Here is a 19,664-nt window from a genome sequence, read left to right on the forward strand (position 1 = left end):
AATTAGATGCTTTGCAGAGCCTTACGGAAATCCGTAAGGTTTTGTTTTTTAATGGATTTATGTTTGAGGATAACTATAACATAATAGATAATATGATATCAACCGAATTAAAAAGTCATTTTTTAAGACTTTATCAAATGGCCTTCTCAGATGACAATTTTGATGTGTTAGAATTAAAAATGTTATATCGTTTTGCTGAAGAAAGAGGAGTGTCAGAGGTGCAGTTGCAACAAGTTCTTTTAAATCCTTTAACTGACGACGCAAAAATTCCTGAAACTTTGAATTTAAAAATAGAATACCTCAATGATTTGGCTAAAATGATATGGGCTGATGGCGTTGTAACGGAAGATGAAAGAAACACTCTATTAAAATATTGTAAAAGATTTGGTTTTTTAGATGAAAACCTACAACAATTAGTGGACTTTTTACTGGAGTGCGCTAAACAAAAGTTGTCAGTAGAGGAAATAATTACAAAAATTAACGAATAAATATGGAGAAGTTAAGAAATTTATTTGCTGTTAAAAAAGATCAACCAGAGGAAGAAGAATTAGATAATAATTTAACTAATCAAGATAATATTAGGATAACTTATTACCAAAGTGGTTTTGCTGCAGCTCAAAAGGCAACTGGCAAACCGATTGTGTTAAAAGCTTGTCTTCAAAATGTATATAATAGTTTTGAAGATCAATGCAGAAATCAAAAGATTGAACAAGAAAAACTTAAAAAGCCGTACCACGAAGAAATTGAAAGACAAAAATCTGAGATAAAAAAGTTAGAAACAGCAAAGGAAATTAATGACGAAAAACAAGTAGAATATAATGATAAAGTATCGCAGATAAAGGATGACATTATTGATGTCAGAGTTAACCCTAATAATCACGGATTAATAGTAGAAAGAAATCCAAAGATTAAGTTTTACATTGGTCTTGCGCTCTTATTGCCAATTACACTTTATTTATTAGTATTTTATATTTCAGCATCATATTCAGTGTTTTTTAAAGAGTTCAACGATGATAGTTTGTCTTCTGCAATATTTGATGCACAAGCATTTTCAAAAGCTCTTCAAGATGGTGCATTAGAGGCAATACTAATAGTTACTATTCCTTTTGTATTCATGGGCTTGGGTTATATTATTCATATGATGCAAAAAGTACCAGGAGTAGCGAGTAAAATTAAGTTGTTAGGTCTATTTATTATAACATTTTTGTTTGATGGACTGCTTGCATACGTTATTGAAAAAAAGATTTACGAATTTAATAGAACACCTTCATCTCCAGATTTTGATTTAACTATAGCTATTAAAGAATCTGAATTTTGGGTTATAATTTTTGCGGGTTTTATTGTTTATATTATTTGGGGATTAGTTTTTGATTTTATAATGAAAGAGCACGAAAGTTTAGATAAAATTAATGTGTTTATAAGAGCAAAACAAAAAGAGTTAGCCAAAATAAATTTAGAATTAAAAGAAAACGGAATAATAAGTGATTCAATAAAATCTAAAATTACTGAAGCGAAAGGGAAAATTTCAGAAGTTCAAAATAAAATTGATGGATTTATTTTTCCTGTTAAAAAATACCTTCATTATCATCATCAATATGTAGAAGGGTGGTTTCAAGCAATCGGAACAGAGATTGCATTGCCAGCAAGACAAAAAGATGAGTTATTAGAGAATTGCCAAACCATCTGCAATAATCATCTCATTGCATTAAATCTTAACGAAGATTCTACACAGCATACAATATATACCCAAAATTAGATTATGAATAGATTATTAATAATTACCGCTTTTTCATTAACGCTCCTTGGTTGTGCTTCAGATTCTAATAAGCAGGCGGAGAAGGAAATTAAAACGAATTCAACCACAAAAAAAAACAAGCAGATTTCTAATCTAAACATTAGTATTCTGCTTGATTTGTCCGATAGAATTGATACTATAAAATATAATAATCCCAGTATGCAATTTTATAGAAGAGACGTTGGTTATTTAAACTTGGTTGCAGAGGCGTTTGAAGATGAGATTAAGCATAAAAAATCGAGACATTTAGATGATAAGATGCAGTTGTATTTTGATCCAGAACCTTTAAATCCTAAGATTAATGATTTGTCTAATCAGTTAAAATTCCATGTAACTAGAGATAATGGCACATTAGACTATATAAATGAAATAAGTTCTACTTATGCTTATTTTGGGTTAGAAATATATAAACAAGCTTTAAAAGATGCTAATCACGATAATGGTTCAGATACTTGGGGCTTTTTTAAAAATAAAGTAAAAGATTATTGCATTGATAAAGACTACAGAAATATTTTAGTAATATTAACTGATCGCTATATTTTCTATGAGGATAGTAATTTAAATGAAGATAATTTATCATCGTACATTACTCCAAAAAAAATAAGACATAAAAAATTGAATTCATCTAACTGGAAAGAAATAATAGAATCTAATAGCCATGGATTTATTCCTGTAAATCAAGATTTGTCTAATCTAGAGATATTAGTTTTAGGTATAAATCCGTCAACATCAAATAATAATGATTACGACTATGATGTGCTTAAAAAATATTGGTCAGATTGGTTGTATGGAATGGGCTTAAAGGAAGGTGATTTTGAATTTAAAATGGCCGAACTACCCGCAAATATGGATATAATAATTAAAAATTTCATTAATAATAAATAGGAGATTCATAAATGAAAAAACTACTCTTTTTAGGCTTGTTTATAACGTTACTTAGCTTTTCTAATAACCCATATAACTTAGAGTCTAAGAGTATTGAAAGTATAAAATTAATTACTTGGAACATCCAAGACTTAGGCCAATCAAAAAACAATGAAGAAATAGCGTTCATCGCAAAGACATTAAATGATTTTGATGTCGTTGCTATCCAAGAAGTTGTGGCTAAGCATCCAGGAGGCGCACAAAAAATTGCTCAAATTGCAGATGAGCTTAATAGAAAAGGAAGCAAGTGGGATTATAGAATTAGTAATCCTACCAAAAGCCCTTCTGCTTATATGAGTGAACGTTATGCTTTTTTATGGAAAACAAGTAAAGTGAGTTTAAAAGGAAGAGCATTCTTGGATAGTGAATTAGAATCTCAAATAATTAGAGAGCCTTTTATCGCAGAATTTAAAGCTAAACATAAGGATTCAACTTTTTTTGTTGTTAACTTTCATTCTAGAAAACATAACGATTTACCAGAATTAGAAATTGTACTATTTAAAGAATATCAGAAGCGACTAAATTCTGATAAAATTATTATATCAGGTGATTTTTACTTAAATGAAGAACACAGTGTTTGGAATGATTTTTATGATCAAGGTTATAGTTCAGCAGTTAAGAACTCAAAAACTACTTTAAAGCGAAAATGTAAAAGTGGAGATTATTTAAGTCATGCTATAGATAATATATACTATTCCAAACAAATAAGTTTTATTAATTCTAGAGTTGTTGATTACATCAAAACTTGTGAAAATTTAGCAACAGCAAGATTAATATCAGATCACTTACCTGTTGCTTTAGAATTTTCACTTTGAAGTAATATTTCTAATAATTGCGGAATCCCATAATATTAAGTGGATAGACCTTTTTAATTTACATCTCAGTATTAATTAAAATAGTAAATAATGACGGATAAGATTAAGTTAACACCAAAGCGCATTACGTTTATAAAAACTTATAATGATTTTAATAACGAAGAAATACTCAGAGAGTTATTATTTGCGCAACAATTACAAATTGATAAATTAGAAAAAATTCGCAGTAATACCTCAAAATTAGTATGGTGGTTAATTGCTCTGCCAATAATTTTTGGGTTTTTTACAATGTTACTTGGGTTAGGTCGTCTCTAAGTTTAAAATATTAAAAAAAATTATGTGATTTGTTTGTTTTTTCTACCTTTAAAACCCCTTAATTTTTAATAGTCTTTTCCCCTTTGTGAAATGTTTTTACAAAACGAATAAACTAGTATGTGCTCATAACTAAACATCAATTAAAAACCTACTAAATGGCAGAATGTATTACATGTGGAGGCTACACCAAATTTAATGGTGGTCTCTGTTATAAATGTTACAAAAAAGAGAATAACAGCGAAGACGTTGCTGTTGCAGAAAAACCAAAAGCTAAACCCAAAACTAAAACGAGTACAACGAAGTTTGATAATACCAAAGATAGTGCAGCCCAAAAAACTATAGATGTTACGACAAATAATTTTAATTATAATCTAACAAAAGGTAGAATTGCAGAGACTTTAATAGAACGTTTATTTGTAGATTTAGGCTTTCAGGTGTTTCAATATGGAATGGAAAATACTATTCCTGGTATTAAGGATTTACTAAGAGGTGTTAAAGATGATGTGGCAATGAATATAAGGAGAATGCCAGATTTGGTTGTTTTTAAAGACAATCAAGCACATTTTATTGAAGTTAAATTTAGAGCAAACGGTTGTTTTAAGTTAAGTGATATTGATAAGAATGGTGATTATCCATACCAAAATGCATTAATCGTTTTAATGTCCAAAAAACATATAAAATGTATATCTTTTGAAGAGCTTCAGGAAGGTAAAGAAATAACAGAAACGAGCCGAAACTATTTAGGTAATAGAAAAGAATTTGATACCGATAAAGATAAAATTATAGAATACTGTAATTACGCTGTAAAATTCTTTCAACACGTTTAATATCTTGTACCTTAAATAGTTAAATGTAGAAATAGCAACCCAACTAATAAATGGCAAAAACCAAAAATACCTTTGAGCAAGACCTGTTTAAAGCCGCAGATAAATTGCGTAAAAACATAGACGCAGCCGAGTACAAACACGTCGTACTTGGGCTTATCTTTTTAAAATACATTTCAGAATCTTTTGATGAGTTGTACCAAAAACTAGTAGCAGATGAATACTCAGATGCAGAAGACAGAGACGAGTACATTGCAGAAAACACCTTCTTTGTACCAAAACTAGCACGTTGGTCTCATATTCACGCACAAGCCAAATTACCAAGCATTGGTCAAACCATAGACGAAGCTATGGAAGCGGTAGAAAAAGAAAACAAAGAACTTAAAAACGTGTTACCACAAGTTTATGGTAAAGCCAATTTAGATAAAACGGCTTTAGGCGAACTCATCGATTTAATATCGAATACCGAGTTACAAGCCGAAAACGAAAATTCCAAAGACTTGTTTGGTCGCGTGTACGAATACTTTTTAGGAGAGTTCGCCAATGCCGAAGGTAAAAAAGGTGGGCAATTCTACACACCAAAAGCTATTGTAAAGCTCATGGTAGAAATGATAGAACCCTACAAAGGGCGTATTTACGATCCTGCTTCGGGTTCTGGTGGTATGTTTATTATGTCTGAAAAGTTTGTTACCGCACATTCTGGTAACATAAAAGACATAACCGTGTACGGACAAGAAAGCAACCAAACCACATGGAAGCTCTCGCGTATGAACCTTGCCATACGTAACATTAACAGCAAGTTTGTGGCTTGGAATACCGAAGGTTCTTTTTTAAAAGATGCACACCCAGACTTAAAAGCCGATTATATACTAGCCAATCCACCATTTAACCAAAAAGAATGGGGAATTGATATTTTACAAGACGATGCACGTTGGCAATATGGCACACCGCCCAATGGGAATGCCAATTTTGGGTGGATGCAGCACATGTTGTACCATTTATCGCCACGTGGCGTTATGGCAACCGTTTTAGCCAATGGTTCTTTAAGTTCTAATACCTCTGGCGAAGGCGATATACGTAAAACCTTAGTAGAAGCTGGTTTGGTAGAGTGTATTGTAGCCTTACCAAAACAACTGTTTTATAACACAGGTATTCCTGCTTGTATTTGGTACTTGCGCAGAGGTAGAACCAACACCAACGAAGTCTTGTTTATCGATGCCTCAGAAATGGGCTTTATGAAAAGCCGAGTACACCGAGATTTTACTGAAGAAGACATTGCAAAGATAACAGATACCTATTTAAATTGGAAAAAAGAAGGTGACTACCAAGACATAAAAGGCTACTGCAAAGCTGCCAACTTAGACGCTATACGCAAACACAACCATGTTCTAACACCAGGACGTTATGTTGGCATACCAGACGAGGAAGACGATGGCATCCCTTTTGAAACCAAAATGGCAGACCTTACCGCAACCTTGCAACAACAAATACAACAAGAGGCAACGTTAAACCAAGAGATTAAAACACAACTGGCTAATATTGGGTTTAGATTATGAGTAGTTTAGAGAAAAAATTGCCTGATGGTTGGGTGGAAACAGATATAGGTAATTTAGTTGAATTGGCTCAAGGAGTTGCTATAAATGCTAAAACCAATCACGTGCTTTCGAATAAAGAAAATGGAATTCCTTTACTAAAAATCAATAATTTACTTAATAATACGATAGACCAATATGCGAATCCTGAATTAGTTCCTAAAAAAAGTATAATACATGAGAATGATGTCATATTTACGAGAACAGGTCAAGTTGGAGAAGTTTTAATAAATAAATACGGAATTTTACATAACAACAGCTTCAAAGTAATACCAAGTGATAAATTACATTTTAAATATTTGTATTGGTATCTAAAAAACAAAAAGGTATACAATTATGTCCAAAAAGTAGCAGCTGGTTCAGTTCAAAAGGATTTAAATCATGGTGCATTTAAAACAATTGAATTTAAATACCCTGAAAATAAAGAAGAACAAAAAGCCATAGCCAAAGTCTTAACCGCTTTTGATGATAAAATAGAAAACCTACGCGCACAAAACCAAACCTTAGAGCAAACCGCACAAACTATTTTTAAAGAATGGTTTGGTAAAGAATCTGATGACTGGGAGTTTGTAGCAATTAACACTCTATTGGATATTTCATCGAGTAAAAGAATTTTTCATGGTGAATATGTAAATGAAGGAATCCCTTTTTATAGAAGTAAAGAAATTATAGAGTTAAGTACAAAGCCAAGTATTTCAACTGAATTATTTATTTCAGAAGAGAGATTTAAAGAAATTAAAGATAAATATGATGTTCCTAAAAAAGGAGATATTCTTCTTTCTGCAGTAGGGACATTAGGAGTAGCTTTTCAAGTAAGAGACGATAATCCATTTTATTTTAAAGACGGAAATTTAATTTGGTTTAAAAATTTTAATAAAACTTGTTCTTCCGATTTTGTATACAATTGGCTTAAGTTAAAAAGTACACAAAATTTATTAAATATGGTTTCTATAGGTAGTACACAAAAAGCCTTGACGATATCAAGTATAAGAGAATTAACCATACCGTTTATTAAAGATTCAAATAAAAGAAATAGACTTTATAAATTTCTTAGATCAAATCTTGATAAAGTGAATCATAATCAATCTCAAATCCAAACCCTAACCCAAACCAGAGATGCTTTATTATCCAAGTTAATGCGTGGTGAGATTAGGGTTAATGGGTTTAAAAAGTAATACATGAAAAACGTACAAAAACCAGAAAAAATACATTTAGGACGCTTAATTTCAGAGATTGGCAAAGGGCGTTTTGTTATTCCAGACTTTCAACGGGAGTTCGATTGGCAACCTTGGGATGTAAGAGACCTTATTAAATCTATTTTTATGGATTACTATATTGGTACACTCTTACTTTGGGAAGGCAATAAAGAGAATTATAGAAAACTAGGTTGTGCCAATTTGTATGCCTTTACTAAAGAGGCAGACCCAGAATATATTGTGCTAGATGGCCAACAACGCTTGTCGGCTTTGCATTATGCCTTTTTTCAGCCTAAAGTTAATTTCAGAAATCGTAAAAACCCAATCTATTACTTTATTCATTTAAACGAATTATTAGACGAGAATTTTGAAGAAGCTTTTTCTTATAATAGTGCCACTCGGTATTATAATGATTTGGTAACCGATAAAAAACAACAATATAAAGAGCATATTTTTCCTTTAGGGATTATGCAACATGGCTCTTGGGAGATAGACGATTGGATTAAAGGCTATAAAGATTACTGGTCAGAAATTGCAGAACAAGAGGAAGACCAAGATGTAAAAAACGAATATTCAGGCTATGCTAAAAATGCACTAAAGCTTAAAGAACTTTTTAAAGACTTACTAGATAATTACCAAGTAAGTTACATTTCATTAGCTAAGCAATTAGAGTTAAACAAAGTCTGCGATATTTTTACACATATTAACTCTAAGGGAAAACCTCTAGATACGTTTGATTTATTAAATTCTATTACCAGAAAAGAAGACATCTACTTAAAAGATATGTATCGCGAAGCTTCTAAAACCTTAGATGATGTTAGTTATCCTGGTTTTGAGATGAAGTCGTACATTATGATGGTTATGTCTATGATAAAGCAAAACTATTGTAGTCCTAAGTATTTGTATTATTTAGTGCCTAAAGAGGTAAAGAAAATTAAAAACAAAGAAGGCAAATTTGAATACCAAACCTTAATCGAAAATAAAGAAGCATTTAATAGTTTATGGGATACTTCAGTAACTGCAATACATAAAACACTTAATACTTTAAAAAACCAACGCGAATTTGGTGCGATAAATAAACGTTTTTTACCGTATCCATCCATTATACCTTGTTTGTCTGCAATAAAGCATTATGTAGAACAGTCCGATTTTAAAAATAAGGCTGATATAGCAGGAAAGATTAAAAAGTGGTATTGGTCGTCTATATTTTTAACGCGCTATTCGAGTTCTGTAGAAACCACGTCAACAAAAGATTATTTAGATTTAAAAAAGTGGTTTGATAATGATGCCTTAGAGATAGATTGCGTATCTGAGTTTATAGGGACTTATAAATCATTAGACTTACATAAGGAAGTTAATAGTGGTTCTGCAATTTATAAGGCTATTTTTAATTTATATATTTTAAACGAAGCTAGAGATTGGGATTCGTCAGAATTGCCAGAATACGAAGACTTAGACGACCACCATATTGTGCCTAAAAGTTGGGGTAAAAAAATGGGGATTAGTAAAGAAATTAATACCATTTTAAACAGAACACCTTTATCTGGAAATACCAACCGAAACATTATAAAAGATAATCTGCCAAACGTGTATATTAAAAACATGTTAGCACATAATGATGAGGCTACTGTTTACAGAGTTTTAAAATCACATCTTATTAGTAGAAAGGCCGTAGATATTTTATTACGAGATAATTTTTCTGTTGAAGATTATAACGATTTTATTAATGAACGTAAAGACACTATAATTAACACTATTTATAAAACGGTTATTGATGATTCGGTAGAATTACCAGAAGATTTAGGTAAACTAAACACTTCTATTGAACACATAGAATTGTATTTAAGAGGTTTAATCATTGATAGATTACAGCTAAACTCTAGAAATGATATAAAGGAACAAATACCACCTAATATATACGATAAGTTTACGCAAAAATTAAATAGAGAACGCAAGCGTAATCCGTCTCTAGTTAGTGACAATATTGAAGATGTTAATTATTGGATGCAGTTTTCAGACTTACAAGAATTGCTTCAAATTATTAATGCTAAAACACATTGGCATCTTTTCGAAACAACATTTGGTTCTAAAGATAAACTTACCACAGAGTTCAATGATATGGCAAATCTTAGGAATGCATTAAGACATTCTAGGGAAGTTGATACTATAGTTAGAATGAAAGGAGAAGCCTCAATACTTTGGTTAAAACAACAATTGAAAATATAAAGTATGCTTAACGAAGACAAAATAGAACAAGCCTTTATAGACCAATTAGTAGGTCAAGGGTACACGTATTATTATGGTCCAGATATTGCACCGTATAGCGATAATCCACAACGAGAAGGTTTTGAGTCTGTATTGTTAGAGCAACAATTAAAAAATGCGTTACAACTATTAAATCCAGACGTTCCAGAATCGGCACGCGTAGAAGCTTACAATAAGATTGTTAATCTAGGGACACAAGACCTTATGGAAAACAACGAGCGTTTCCATACTTTGTTAACCAATGGTGTTACCGTTGAGTATCACAAAGAAGGTAGAACCAAAGGCATTAATGTAAAATTATTAGACGTGGCTCAGCCACAAAACAACCAATTTTGGGTTGTCAATCAATTAGTGGTAAAAGAAAATAATAATGAGAAACGTTTTGATGTAGTCGTCTACATTAACGGTTTGCCATTGGTATTTGTAGAGCTTAAAAACGCCACAGACGAGAACGCAACGGTTAAAAAAGCCTACACGCAAATACAAAACTATAAAACCGCTGTACCAAGCATTTTTTATTACAATAGCATTTGTGTAATTAGCGATGGTATAGACGCTAAAACCTCTAGTGTGTCGGCACCTTTTTCTCGATTTTTATCTTGGAAAGCACCAATTAAAGCAGACAACGACCCAAGAACAGAATTACAAATTCTAACCGAGTTCATGCTTAACAAAAAAACGTTGGTAGAGTTAATTCGCTACTGTACGGTTTTTGAGCAAGAAGAAAAAAAGGATGAGAAGACAGGTTTAATTTTTCAAGTAAAAATTAAAAAAGTCGCTGCGTATCATCAATATTACGCGGTACAAAAAGCAGTCACACAAACTATACGTGCTACAAATAGTAAAGAAGGTGACCGTAAAGTTGGTGTGGTTTGGCATACCCAAGGTTCTGGTAAGTCCTTATCTATGGTGTTTTACTCAGGACAAATAGTAACGCATCCACAAATGGAAAACCCAACTATTGTGGTGCTAACAGATAGAAACGATTTAGACGACCAACTCTTTGCTACCTTTGGGAATTGTAAAGAATTACTAAGGCAAACACCAGTACAAGCACAAAGCAGAGACCACATTAAAGAACTATTAAATGTGTCTGGTGGAGGCGTAATATTTACAACCATTCAAAAATTCTCACCAGAAGAAGGTAATGTGTTTGATACATTATCTGAACGAACAAATATTGTAGTAGTTGCAGATGAAGCACACCGCAGTCAGTACGGTTTTAAAGCACGCGTAGTAGATGTAGAAGAAGGTTCGGAAATTAGATACGGAAATGCTAAGTATTTACGCGATGCCTTACCTAATGCTTCGTATATAGGTTTTACAGGAACACCCATTGAAAAAGAAGACAAATCTACACCAGCCGTTTTTGGAGAGTACATAGATGTATACGATATTAAACAAGCGGTAGATGATGGCGCAACGGTGCCTATTAGTTATGAATCACGTTTGGTAAAAATTAAATTAAACGAAGAAGTTACCAAATCTATAGATGCACAAATAGATGCTATTGAAGGCGCAAGCGAAGAGCAAATAGAAAAAGCAAAAACTAAAAGTGCAGCTATAGAAAAAATTATAGGTAAAGCCGATAGATTAAAAGACATTGCTACAGACTTAGTGTCGCATTTTGAAGCACGACAACAAGTGTTTGAAGGTAAAGCGATGATTGTGAGTATGAGTCGTAAAATTTGCGCCAAACTCTATAATGAGATTATTGCTTTACGTCCAGATTGGCATCACGACGATTTAGATAAAGGCGCTATAAAAGTCATTATGACAAGTACCAGTGATGATGAAGCCATTTTACAACCACATCACACTACAAAAGCACAACGAAAAGTGTTAGCAGCACGTATAAAAGACCCAAACGACCCATTACAGATGGTAATTGTAAGAGACATGTGGCTCACAGGTTTTGATGCACCAAACTTACATACCATGTATATAGATAAAAAGATGCAAGGTGCTAATTTAATGCAAGCCATTGCACGTGTAAATCGTGTCTATAAAGACAAACCAGGCGGATTAATAGTCGATTATATTGGTATAGGTCAAGATTTACGTAATGCTATGGCAACCTATTTGCAAAGTGGAGGCGAAGGCACACCCATTGTAGATATTAAAGAAGCCATTGCAGGCATGTTAGAAAAGTTTGAAGTCGTAGAACAAATTTTACATGGCTATGATTACCAATCTTATTTTAAAGCAGAAACGAATACCAAACTTCAAATTCTACTAGGCGCGCAAAACTTTGTATTGCAAACAGAAGATGTAAAAAACAGATTTATAAAAGAAGTGACGCTACTTTCTAAGTTGTTTGCAATGTCTATTCCTAGTCCGCAAGCAGATAACATTAAAGATGAGGTGGCATTTTTTCAAGCAGTAAAAGCACGTATTAATAAGTTTACAGGTAATAGCACAAAATCAGATTATGAAGTAGAAACAGCAATCAAACAAATTGTAGATGATGCCTTATCTAGCGAAGGTGTTATAGATGTATTTGAAGCAGCAGGAATTAAAGCGCCATCTGTAGGCATCTTATCCGATGAGTTTTTACTAGAAGTAAAGAACATGCAACAAAAAAATGTGGCTTTTGAGTTACTTAAAAAGTTGTTAGCAGATGAGGTTCGTGTGCGTAAAACAAAGAACATAGCACAAGGTAAACGCTTTTCCGAAATGTTAGAGTCTGTAGTAAAACGTTATCATAACAATCAAATCGATTCAGCGCAAGTACTAGCAGAGCTTTCGGCAATAGCTAAAGACATGCGTTTAGAAGATAAAAAGAGTGTGGATTTAGGATTAACTCCAGAAGAATATGCCTTCTATTCTGTGTTATCACAAAATGAATCCACAAGCTTTTTAGACGATGATAAAATGAAAGACTTAATTCATACCATTGTTGATGTGGTTAGAAACAATGCCACTGTAGATTGGAGTAAACGTGATGATGTTAGAGCCAAATTAAGGTTAACAGTAAAAAAGATATTAATGCGTTATGGCTATCCGCCAGATGTTGCAAAAATGGAAGCCGATAAGGTGTTGGCACAGAGTGAAAACTTAGCTGCTTTTTTTGCGAAAGAGTAATAAGTGAAATTTTGATGTAAGTTGATGCTGTTTTGACTGAAGTAGCATAGGCTTGTACTTCAATATTGCGATATACATTAGTAAAAGTCAACAATGCTAGCGCATTACTTTTGCCTTTTTTTATGCTTATGCACTTTGAAGCACACTTCAGTACAACACATAAAAAAAGTCCAGTACTGTTGTACTAGACTTTTTCTGATGTAGCGAGAACGAGATTTGAACTCGTGACCTCTGGGTTATGAATCCAACGCTCTAACCAACTGAGCTACCTCGCCATATCAATTACACTATATTAGGATTTACATTTTTAGAATTAATACCTGTGCGTAATTGCGGCTGCAAATATAAAAACAAATTCTTCTATAGCAAACAATAAAAACTAAAAAAAATAATTATTAATTTAAACCTTAAGAATCCATCATAAATTGTATATATTGAGCACATAATATTAGCATGTATGGACGATAAAGAAAAATATGAAATGGAGTTTGTGATTCAAGCATCACCAGCTTTACTATATACTTATATATCAACACCTTCTGGCTTGTCAGAATGGTTTGCAGATAACGTTAATTCTCGTGGAGAGTTTTTTACTTTTATATGGGATGGATCTGAGGAGCAAGCCAAATTATTAAGTAAAAAAAGTGGCGAACGCATTAAGTTTCGTTGGGTAGAGGATGATGAAGACGGGCTACCTTACTATTTTGAAATCCGTATTCAAGTAGATGAAATTACAAAAGATGTGTCGTTGATGATTACAGATTTTGCTGAAGATGATGAAATAGAAGAAGGAAAAATGCTTTGGACCAACCAAATAGGAAGTCTGAAACAAGTTTTAGGCTCTAGATAGCCAGTAAATAACTTATCTAATATATATTTGTCTCGATTTAATTTAAACCTAAATCGAGATTTTTTTATGGTAAATTTTAATGGTTCATTGCTATCAATTGCAGATTCTAAACTTACAGTAAACAATAGAGGTTACAAATATGGTGATGCCTTATTTGAAACCTTAAAAGTGGTTAATGGTAAAATATTGTTTTGGGAGGATCACTACTTCAGGTTAATGGCATCTATGCGTATTTTGAGAATGGATATTCCTATGAACTTTACTATGGAGTTTCTAGAAGCTGAAATCTTAAAAACATTAGAGGCAAACAACTTATTACAAGCCTCTGCTCGTGTAAGACTAAATGTAGATAGAGGTGAAGGTGGTAAATATACACCAGCCTCCAATGCCAAAGTCGGTTATAATATAAGTGTAGAAGCACATGATAATCCATTCTACACTATTGATCCACAAACATCATATATTGTTGATTTATACAAGGACTATTTTGTGGCACCAGGTTTATTATCGGGTTTAAAATCTAATAATAAAGCAATACAAGTAATAGGAAGTATTTATGCAAAAGAAAATGATTTTGATAACTGCTTAGTTCTAAATACCAATAAAAGTGTTATTGAAGCCTTAAACGGAAATTTATTTTTAGTAAAAGGGACGCATATAAAAACACCACCATTAGAAGATGGTTGTTTAAAAGGTATAATGCGAAAGCAAATATTAGAATTGTTATCTAAGGATCTTAATGTTACTGCTGAGGAAGCATCAATAAGTCCGTTCGAACTTCAAAAAGCGGATGAATTATTTGTAACAAACGTTATAAAAGGAATTATGCCTATTACTAAATACCGTAAAAAAGAATTTAAAAATGATTTTGCGCAAAGCCTAATAACAAAGCTAAACGCTAAGTTGAGGTTAGTTTAGTTATAACTCGGATTTTCGGGAGCATTAGACCAAATGCTATAGTCGCCACCGAGTTCTAACATTTTGTCACGCCAAAAGGAGTTGCAAGATTTAGAGATGATATCATTATTATATACATTCTCTGATATGAGCCAAGCATTAGATTTAAGTTCATTATCTAATTGTTGTTCATCCCAACCAGAATACCCTAAAAAGAAGCGTATATCTGATGAAGAAATTTTGCCATTATTGATTAGGTCAATAACTACAGCGAAGTCGCCTCCCCAAAATATACCATTTGATATTTCTACACTATTAGGAATAAGGTCTGGAGATTTATGAATAAAATAGAGATTATCCTGTTCTACAGGACCACCATTATAAACTGGGAATTCAGATTCTGTACCTTCAATAAGATCTTTAAGATTGTACTCTAAAGGTTTATTTAAAATAAAGCCAACTGAACCCAGTGCGTTATGATCTGCTAACAGAATCACCGCACGATTAAATGAAATATCTCCGATAATGGATGGTTCAGCAATTAATAAATTGCCTTTTTCGGGTTTGCTCATTTTGGCTTTAACTAGTTTTGTAATCTATAATTAGAACTAAATCTAGTTTTTTTTTGTAACATAAACAACTTTAACGCTTTAAAATTGGTACAAAAAAAAGCCTGCTCATTGAGCAGGCTCTGTATTTTAAACTAAATATGTCTTAGTTTACAGCGCTACTTAAGTCAGAACCTGCCTTAAATTTCACTACGTTTTTAGCTTTAATTTTGATAGTTTTACCTGTTTGTGGGTTTCTTCCATCTCTTGCAGCTCTTTTAGAAACTGACCAAGAACCAAATCCTACTAAAGATACTCTGTTCCCTTTTTGTAAAGAACCTTCGATATCAACTAATAAAGAGTCTAATGCTTTCTTTGCTGCTGCTTTAGTAATACCAGCATTCTCTGCCATTCCGTTGATTAAATCTGTTTTGTTCATAAAATTATAAATTTAAATTTGTTAAATAATTCGATTTTAAAATTAGTGTTGTTAAAATCCGTACACAAAATTATTAGGAATATTAAGCTACGCAAGGAATAGCAAGGGAAAAACGGATTTTTGTTAATAACTTTGAACATTTGTTAATAAAGACGATGCATTTTAACGATTTTTTCACAAATCCAATGTTTACAAGGGTTTACAGCATTTTTGCTGATGCTGAAAAACTGAACCCATTTAATAAAGATTTTACCTCCATTTTGCGTTTTCCTGGTAATTGAATTTCAAGAATATTTATGTAACCATCTTTACATGATACCTTTAACTCGTCTTTTGTTGTTATTATTTTACCGACCTCAAAATTATGATGTTCTTCAATTTTTTCTACAGCATAAATTTTTACAGATAATGGTTTGTCTTCCGCATTATCCAAATTACACCAAGCTGTTGGAAAAGGGTTTAAACCTCTAATCTTATTATAAATAGTATCTAATGAAAGTGACCAATCTATTTTACAGTTGTCACGGTTTAGTTTATAGGCTGTTTTTAAATCTTCGGTTTGTGGTTGTATGGTTGTTGTTACAGCATCATTTTCAATTTGATCTACTGTTTTTAGAACCAAATCACTACCTATTTTCATTAAATCATCATGCAATTCGCCAACGGTTGTTTTAGGTCCTATTAAGGCGTCTTCACTTTTTATAATAGCACCAGTGTCAATTTTTTCATCTATAAAGAATGTGGTTACACCAGTTTTGGTCTCGCCATTAATAATAGCCCAATGGATTGGTGCAGCACCTCTATACTGTGGTAATAAAGAAGCGTGTAAATTAAAAGTACCAAACTCTGGCATTTGCCAAACTACTTTTGGTAGCATTCTAAAGGCTACAATAATTTGTAAATTGGCATTAAGCGCTGCCAATTCTTCAATAAAGGATTCAGATTTTAAATTTGTAGGTTGTAAGATATTTAGGTTTTGTACTAACGCAAATTCCTTTACAGCTGACGCTCTTAGCTTTTGCCCACGACCTGCAGGTCTGTCTGGTGCAGTAATTACGCCAACAACGTTATAATTATGGTCAATAAGTGCTTTTAAACTGGCCACGGCAAAATCTGGTGTGCCCATAAAAACAATGCGTAAGTCACGTTTTTTAATCATAAAATAGTGTAAGTGTTCGTTGGAGTTAATTTTATTTTATTTGTTTCAATCAATTCTGAAATACAGAACAATAAGACGTTTTCAGAACAATTTAGTTTCTGTATTAATTGTCGCGAAGATAAAGCTTCAACTTTTAATAATTTTATAATTTGAAGCGATATGCCTTCATGTGATGATGATTTTAATTTTGAAGATTTGGCAACACAAACCGAGCAAATACCGCAAGTTACTTTAGTCTTTTCTCCAAAATAGAGTAGGAGTTGCTGACTTCTGCAAACGGTATCGTTTTTTATATAATTTAAAACAGATTCAATCTGTTTATGTTTCAGCGTATGCTGCTGTTCTATAGTTTTAGCAATAGGATTAATGGTAATATCATCTTCTCGCGGTTTCAAAAACGTAATTTCAGAATCTGTATTTGCCATTTGTAAACTAATAACATCATCTTTTTCTAAACGTTGCAACTGCGCGATGACTTTCTTTTCAGATAAGTTAGCTTTTTTAATGACTAAACTTAAGTTTACCTTGGTGTCATAATCAAAAATTCCACCATAAGTTCTTAATAACACTTTTACCAGTATATTTAAATCCATGTGTGTTTCTAAATATTGAAACAAAACGGCATTAGTCGTTATAAACTGAATTTTTGTTCTAAAATTAAAGTGTTGTGTTAGCGTAATTATAGCATTTCGATCTAACAATAGTAAAGCATTATAAGTAATGCTTGCACTAAGTTTATATTGATTACAAAAAGATTTAAAATCTAATTGATGCAACGTATTTTCCCCTTCTCCATAAGAAATCTGAAAATAATTACACAGTTTATTATACACCGTTTTTACAAATGCTACGGAAGGCAACGTACTTAAAAACTGACTACGAAGATGGTCTTCATCTATGTGTTGTTTTAAAATAACGGCATGAGCTAAGGCGCCATCACGTCCTGCTCTGCCAGCTTCTTGGTAATAACTTTCTAGACTTTCTGGTAAATTAAAATGAATAACGGTTTTTACATTAGCCTTATCAATTCCCATTCCAAAAGCTGTAGTTGCGACCATAATGTCTAATTGACCATTAGTCCATTGATATAAACGTTCTTGCTTTTCTTTGTTTGTAATTCCGCCATGGTAAAACGTAGAGGAGAACCCTTTAGAATTTAAATAATTATGAATATCAGTTGTAGCACGTCTATTTCTTACATATATAATTGATGAACCAGAATTGGTTTTTAAGATATGTTCTAATTGAAATAATTTGTCGTCGGTATGTATAACGTTGTAGGCAATATTTGGTCTCGCAAAAGAAGCTTTAAATATTTTAGGGCTTATAAAATCTAAATTTTCTACGATGTCATTAACAACATTATGCTTTGCAGTTGCAGTTAATGCAATACAATTAACATGAGGATGCAATTGTCTTAAAATGGAAATGTTTTTATAAGCAGGTCTAAAATCATTTCCCCATTGACTAATACAATGCGCTTCATCTACAGCAATTAAATTCACTTTCATTTGCTGAATGCGATCTTGCACTAAAGTTTGTTGTAAGCGTTCTGGCGATAAATATAAAAATTTGTAATTACCATAAATACAATTATCTAATTGCGTGTCTAAATCTTTGTAAGACATGCCAGAAGTCAGTGCAATAGCCTTAATACCTTTTTCTTTTAAGGTAGTAACCTGGTCTTTCATCAGTGCAATTAACGGCGAAACAACAATACAAATGCCATCTTGTATTAAAGCAGGTATTTGAAAACATATCGATTTTCCGCCACCAGTTGGTAACAAAGCAAAGGTGTCTTCATGGTTTAAAACCGAAGTAATAATCTCTTCTTGTAACGGTCTAAAAGACGTATGTTGCCAATACCGCTCTAAAACTTCTATTGGATGCATATTGCCAATTTAATGTGTTTATATTATGGGTTTTCATATCCAGAATTGCCACCATTTTTTATGCTTTTTTCTTTCTAGATCATTTAGCTTCTCTTGTCTAAATTCGTCATGTAAATTTTCAATTTGTGTTAGATATTCCGACCAGGATTCAGAGACAACACTCATATGGTCTTTAGAACCTTCTAAGTCAAATATGTATACCTTTTCATTACCATTAAGTTTGATAAAATAGTAAAATTCTCCTCCATCTGAACCAATTGAAAAACTTTCGTCTTCTTGTGTAAACACACCATTTATATCTATGATATATTTAGGGTCATTAGATAATGAGAATTCTGCTCCAAAAGAATCTTCAGAAAAAGGATAATCTAACATTGTTTTGAAGTAGAACTCTGGAAGCTCTATTCCAAGTTGTTTTTCTATATGTTTAATATCAGTAGATTCCATAGTTATTATTCCAAATTTAAGGACTCTAGAATAAAGTTAGCTCTGGATTCTACATTTCCGAACGGAACATCAATTAATTTGTAACCAAAACGCTTGTAAGTATCAATTAAATGGTCATGAATTTTAATAGCTTCTTCAAAGTTTTCATAGCGCTCATTATCACTCGTAAAGATCTCTTGCCATGGTGCTAAAACAAAGATATAATCATAAATGTGTTTTTCGCAAGCATCTACAAAATACTTAGGATATGTATCACCAATAAAATCCATATAGGCTAAAACATCAGGTATACCTCTGTCTAAAAAAACAACAGATTCCGTTTCATTTGTTGCCTCTTTAAATTGATTTATTCTACCATCTAAAAGTTTCTGACTAAAAAGTAAAGGTTCCGTTAGAAACATTTGTTCAATACCTTCTGCTCTTGCTTGAAGCGTAATTTGTCTTGAGATTTCATCATAGCAAATAAAATCACGGTTTTTTAATTCATTGATAATCGTAGTTTTTCCGGTTCCAGGACCACCAGCAATGACTATTTTTTTTGGGTTCAAATTGTTTAAAATTTACACTTATAATTAGGGTTAAAAATAAGGGATAAAAAACAGAATATTAAAATCCTTTTTAT

General features: G+C 32.3%; 18 protein-coding genes and 1 tRNA gene. 12 read left to right on the plus strand and 7 right to left on the minus strand.

What is annotated here, in order from left to right:
- The first annotated feature begins 92 nt into the window (after positions 1–92).
- From Q0891_RS09020 to Q0891_RS09065, 10 genes are all read left to right on the plus strand, one after another.
- Entirely contained in the window at positions 93–488 is a 396-nt protein-coding gene (locus Q0891_RS09020) for a TerB family tellurite resistance protein (RefSeq protein WP_173280498.1), read from the plus strand.
- Between the two features lie 2 nt (positions 489–490).
- The gene (locus Q0891_RS09025; RefSeq protein WP_299100892.1) at positions 491–1,756 is read left to right on the plus strand and encodes an ABC transporter permease; all 1,266 of its coding nucleotides are present in this window, start codon (positions 491–493) and stop codon (positions 1,754–1,756) included.
- 3 nt (positions 1,757–1,759) lie between these two features.
- Complete coding sequence (locus tag Q0891_RS09030; RefSeq protein ID WP_299100893.1) at positions 1,760–2,680, plus strand: hypothetical protein; 921 nt, start codon at positions 1,760–1,762, stop codon at positions 2,678–2,680.
- An 11-nt stretch (positions 2,681–2,691) separates the two neighbouring features.
- Entirely contained in the window at positions 2,692–3,534 is an 843-nt protein-coding gene (locus tag Q0891_RS09035; RefSeq protein WP_299100895.1) for an endonuclease/exonuclease/phosphatase family protein, read from the plus strand.
- 90 nt (positions 3,535–3,624) lie between these two features.
- The gene (locus Q0891_RS09040; protein ID WP_173280500.1) at positions 3,625–3,849 is read left to right on the plus strand and encodes a hypothetical protein; all 225 of its coding nucleotides are present in this window, start codon (positions 3,625–3,627) and stop codon (positions 3,847–3,849) included.
- A gap of 155 nt (positions 3,850–4,004) precedes the next feature.
- Positions 4,005–4,676, plus strand: a complete 672-nt coding sequence (locus tag Q0891_RS09045) for a hypothetical protein (RefSeq protein WP_299100897.1) — start codon at positions 4,005–4,007, stop codon at positions 4,674–4,676.
- A 50-nt stretch (positions 4,677–4,726) separates the two neighbouring features.
- On the plus strand, positions 4,727–6,229 hold the full coding sequence (locus Q0891_RS09050) for a class I SAM-dependent DNA methyltransferase (RefSeq protein ID WP_299100898.1): 1,503 nt from the start codon (positions 4,727–4,729) through the stop codon (positions 6,227–6,229).
- Positions 6,226–7,440: a restriction endonuclease subunit S gene (locus Q0891_RS09055; RefSeq protein ID WP_299100900.1), complete on the plus strand. Its 1,215-nt coding sequence runs from the start codon at positions 6,226–6,228 to the stop codon at positions 7,438–7,440. The genes Q0891_RS09050 and Q0891_RS09055 overlap by 4 nt, the downstream gene beginning before the upstream one ends.
- A gap of 3 nt (positions 7,441–7,443) precedes the next feature.
- On the plus strand, positions 7,444–9,687 hold the full coding sequence (locus Q0891_RS09060; RefSeq protein ID WP_299100902.1) for a DUF262 domain-containing protein: 2,244 nt from the start codon (positions 7,444–7,446) through the stop codon (positions 9,685–9,687).
- Between the two features lie 3 nt (positions 9,688–9,690).
- Positions 9,691–12,810 carry a type I restriction endonuclease subunit R gene (locus Q0891_RS09065; protein WP_299100904.1) on the plus strand — a complete coding sequence of 1,040 codons (3,120 nt, stop codon included), beginning with the start codon at positions 9,691–9,693 and terminating at the stop codon, positions 12,808–12,810.
- 201 nt (positions 12,811–13,011) lie between these two features.
- Here the strand turns inward: Q0891_RS09065 and Q0891_RS09070 are convergent.
- Positions 13,012–13,085: transfer RNA gene (locus Q0891_RS09070), tRNA-Met, on the minus strand.
- Between the two features lie 182 nt (positions 13,086–13,267).
- Here Q0891_RS09070 and Q0891_RS09075 point away from each other — a divergent pair.
- Together Q0891_RS09075 and Q0891_RS09080 are read left to right on the plus strand one after the other, a co-directional pair.
- Positions 13,268–13,660: an START-like domain-containing protein gene (locus Q0891_RS09075; protein WP_299100907.1), complete on the plus strand. Its 393-nt coding sequence runs from the start codon at positions 13,268–13,270 to the stop codon at positions 13,658–13,660.
- 66 nt (positions 13,661–13,726) lie between these two features.
- Entirely contained in the window at positions 13,727–14,578 is an 852-nt protein-coding gene (locus tag Q0891_RS09080; RefSeq protein ID WP_299100909.1) for an aminotransferase class IV, read from the plus strand.
- Here the strand turns inward: Q0891_RS09080 and Q0891_RS09085 are convergent.
- The 6 genes from Q0891_RS09085 to Q0891_RS09110 form a co-directional block, all read right to left on the minus strand.
- Entirely contained in the window at positions 14,575–15,129 is a 555-nt protein-coding gene (locus Q0891_RS09085; RefSeq protein WP_299100911.1) for a YqgE/AlgH family protein, read from the minus strand. The two genes, Q0891_RS09080 and Q0891_RS09085, sit on opposite strands and share 4 nt — an antisense overlap.
- A gap of 142 nt (positions 15,130–15,271) precedes the next feature.
- A complete protein-coding gene (locus Q0891_RS09090) occupies positions 15,272–15,544 on the minus strand; it encodes an HU family DNA-binding protein (RefSeq protein ID WP_020894395.1) in 273 nt (90 codons plus the stop codon).
- Between the two features lie 199 nt (positions 15,545–15,743).
- Positions 15,744–16,703, minus strand: a complete 960-nt coding sequence (fmt, locus tag Q0891_RS09095; RefSeq protein WP_299100913.1) for a methionyl-tRNA formyltransferase — start codon at positions 16,701–16,703, stop codon at positions 15,744–15,746.
- Positions 16,700–18,595: an ATP-dependent DNA helicase RecQ gene (locus Q0891_RS09100; protein WP_299100915.1), complete on the minus strand. Its 1,896-nt coding sequence runs from the start codon at positions 18,593–18,595 to the stop codon at positions 16,700–16,702. Before Q0891_RS09100 ends, fmt begins: the two co-directional genes overlap by 4 nt.
- A gap of 33 nt (positions 18,596–18,628) precedes the next feature.
- On the minus strand, positions 18,629–19,042 hold the full coding sequence (locus Q0891_RS09105; protein ID WP_299100917.1) for an SMI1/KNR4 family protein: 414 nt from the start codon (positions 19,040–19,042) through the stop codon (positions 18,629–18,631).
- Between the two features lie 5 nt (positions 19,043–19,047).
- Positions 19,048–19,590, minus strand: coding sequence for an ATP-binding protein (locus Q0891_RS09110; protein WP_299100919.1), 543 nt, complete (start codon positions 19,588–19,590; stop codon positions 19,048–19,050).
- Between the last annotated feature and the right edge of the window lie 74 nt (positions 19,591–19,664).

It is taken from the genome of uncultured Winogradskyella sp., assembly GCF_947498005.1.
Lineage (GTDB): Bacteria > Bacteroidota > Bacteroidia > Flavobacteriales > Flavobacteriaceae > Winogradskyella.

Excerpts from the sequence above, each read along its gene's own strand:
- Q0891_RS09020 (WP_173280498.1), top strand. The coding sequence starts at position 93 with ATGATATCAACCGAATTAAAAAGTCATTTTTTAAGACTTTATCAAATG.
- Q0891_RS09025 (WP_299100892.1), top strand. The coding sequence starts at position 491 with ATGGAGAAGTTAAGAAATTTATTTGCTGTTAAAAAAGATCAACCAGAG.
- Q0891_RS09030 (WP_299100893.1), top strand. The coding sequence starts at position 1,760 with ATGAATAGATTATTAATAATTACCGCTTTTTCATTAACGCTCCTTGGT.
- Q0891_RS09035 (WP_299100895.1), top strand. The coding sequence starts at position 2,692 with ATGAAAAAACTACTCTTTTTAGGCTTGTTTATAACGTTACTTAGCTTT.
- Q0891_RS09040 (WP_173280500.1), top strand. The coding sequence starts at position 3,625 with ATGACGGATAAGATTAAGTTAACACCAAAGCGCATTACGTTTATAAAA.
- Q0891_RS09045 (WP_299100897.1), top strand. The coding sequence starts at position 4,005 with ATGGCAGAATGTATTACATGTGGAGGCTACACCAAATTTAATGGTGGT.
- Q0891_RS09050 (WP_299100898.1), top strand. The coding sequence starts at position 4,727 with ATGGCAAAAACCAAAAATACCTTTGAGCAAGACCTGTTTAAAGCCGCA.
- Q0891_RS09055 (WP_299100900.1), top strand. The coding sequence starts at position 6,226 with ATGAGTAGTTTAGAGAAAAAATTGCCTGATGGTTGGGTGGAAACAGAT.
- Q0891_RS09060 (WP_299100902.1), top strand. The coding sequence starts at position 7,444 with ATGAAAAACGTACAAAAACCAGAAAAAATACATTTAGGACGCTTAATT.
- Q0891_RS09065 (WP_299100904.1), top strand. The coding sequence starts at position 9,691 with ATGCTTAACGAAGACAAAATAGAACAAGCCTTTATAGACCAATTAGTA.
- Q0891_RS09075 (WP_299100907.1), top strand. The coding sequence starts at position 13,268 with ATGGACGATAAAGAAAAATATGAAATGGAGTTTGTGATTCAAGCATCA.
- Q0891_RS09080 (WP_299100909.1), top strand. The coding sequence starts at position 13,727 with ATGGTAAATTTTAATGGTTCATTGCTATCAATTGCAGATTCTAAACTT.
- Q0891_RS09085 (WP_299100911.1), bottom strand. The coding sequence starts at position 15,129 with ATGAGCAAACCCGAAAAAGGCAATTTATTAATTGCTGAACCATCCATT.
- Q0891_RS09090 (WP_020894395.1), bottom strand. The coding sequence starts at position 15,544 with ATGAACAAAACAGATTTAATCAACGGAATGGCAGAGAATGCTGGTATT.
- fmt (WP_299100913.1), bottom strand. The coding sequence starts at position 16,703 with ATGATTAAAAAACGTGACTTACGCATTGTTTTTATGGGCACACCAGAT.
- Q0891_RS09100 (WP_299100915.1), bottom strand. The coding sequence starts at position 18,595 with ATGCATCCAATAGAAGTTTTAGAGCGGTATTGGCAACATACGTCTTTT.
- Q0891_RS09105 (WP_299100917.1), bottom strand. The coding sequence starts at position 19,042 with ATGGAATCTACTGATATTAAACATATAGAAAAACAACTTGGAATAGAG.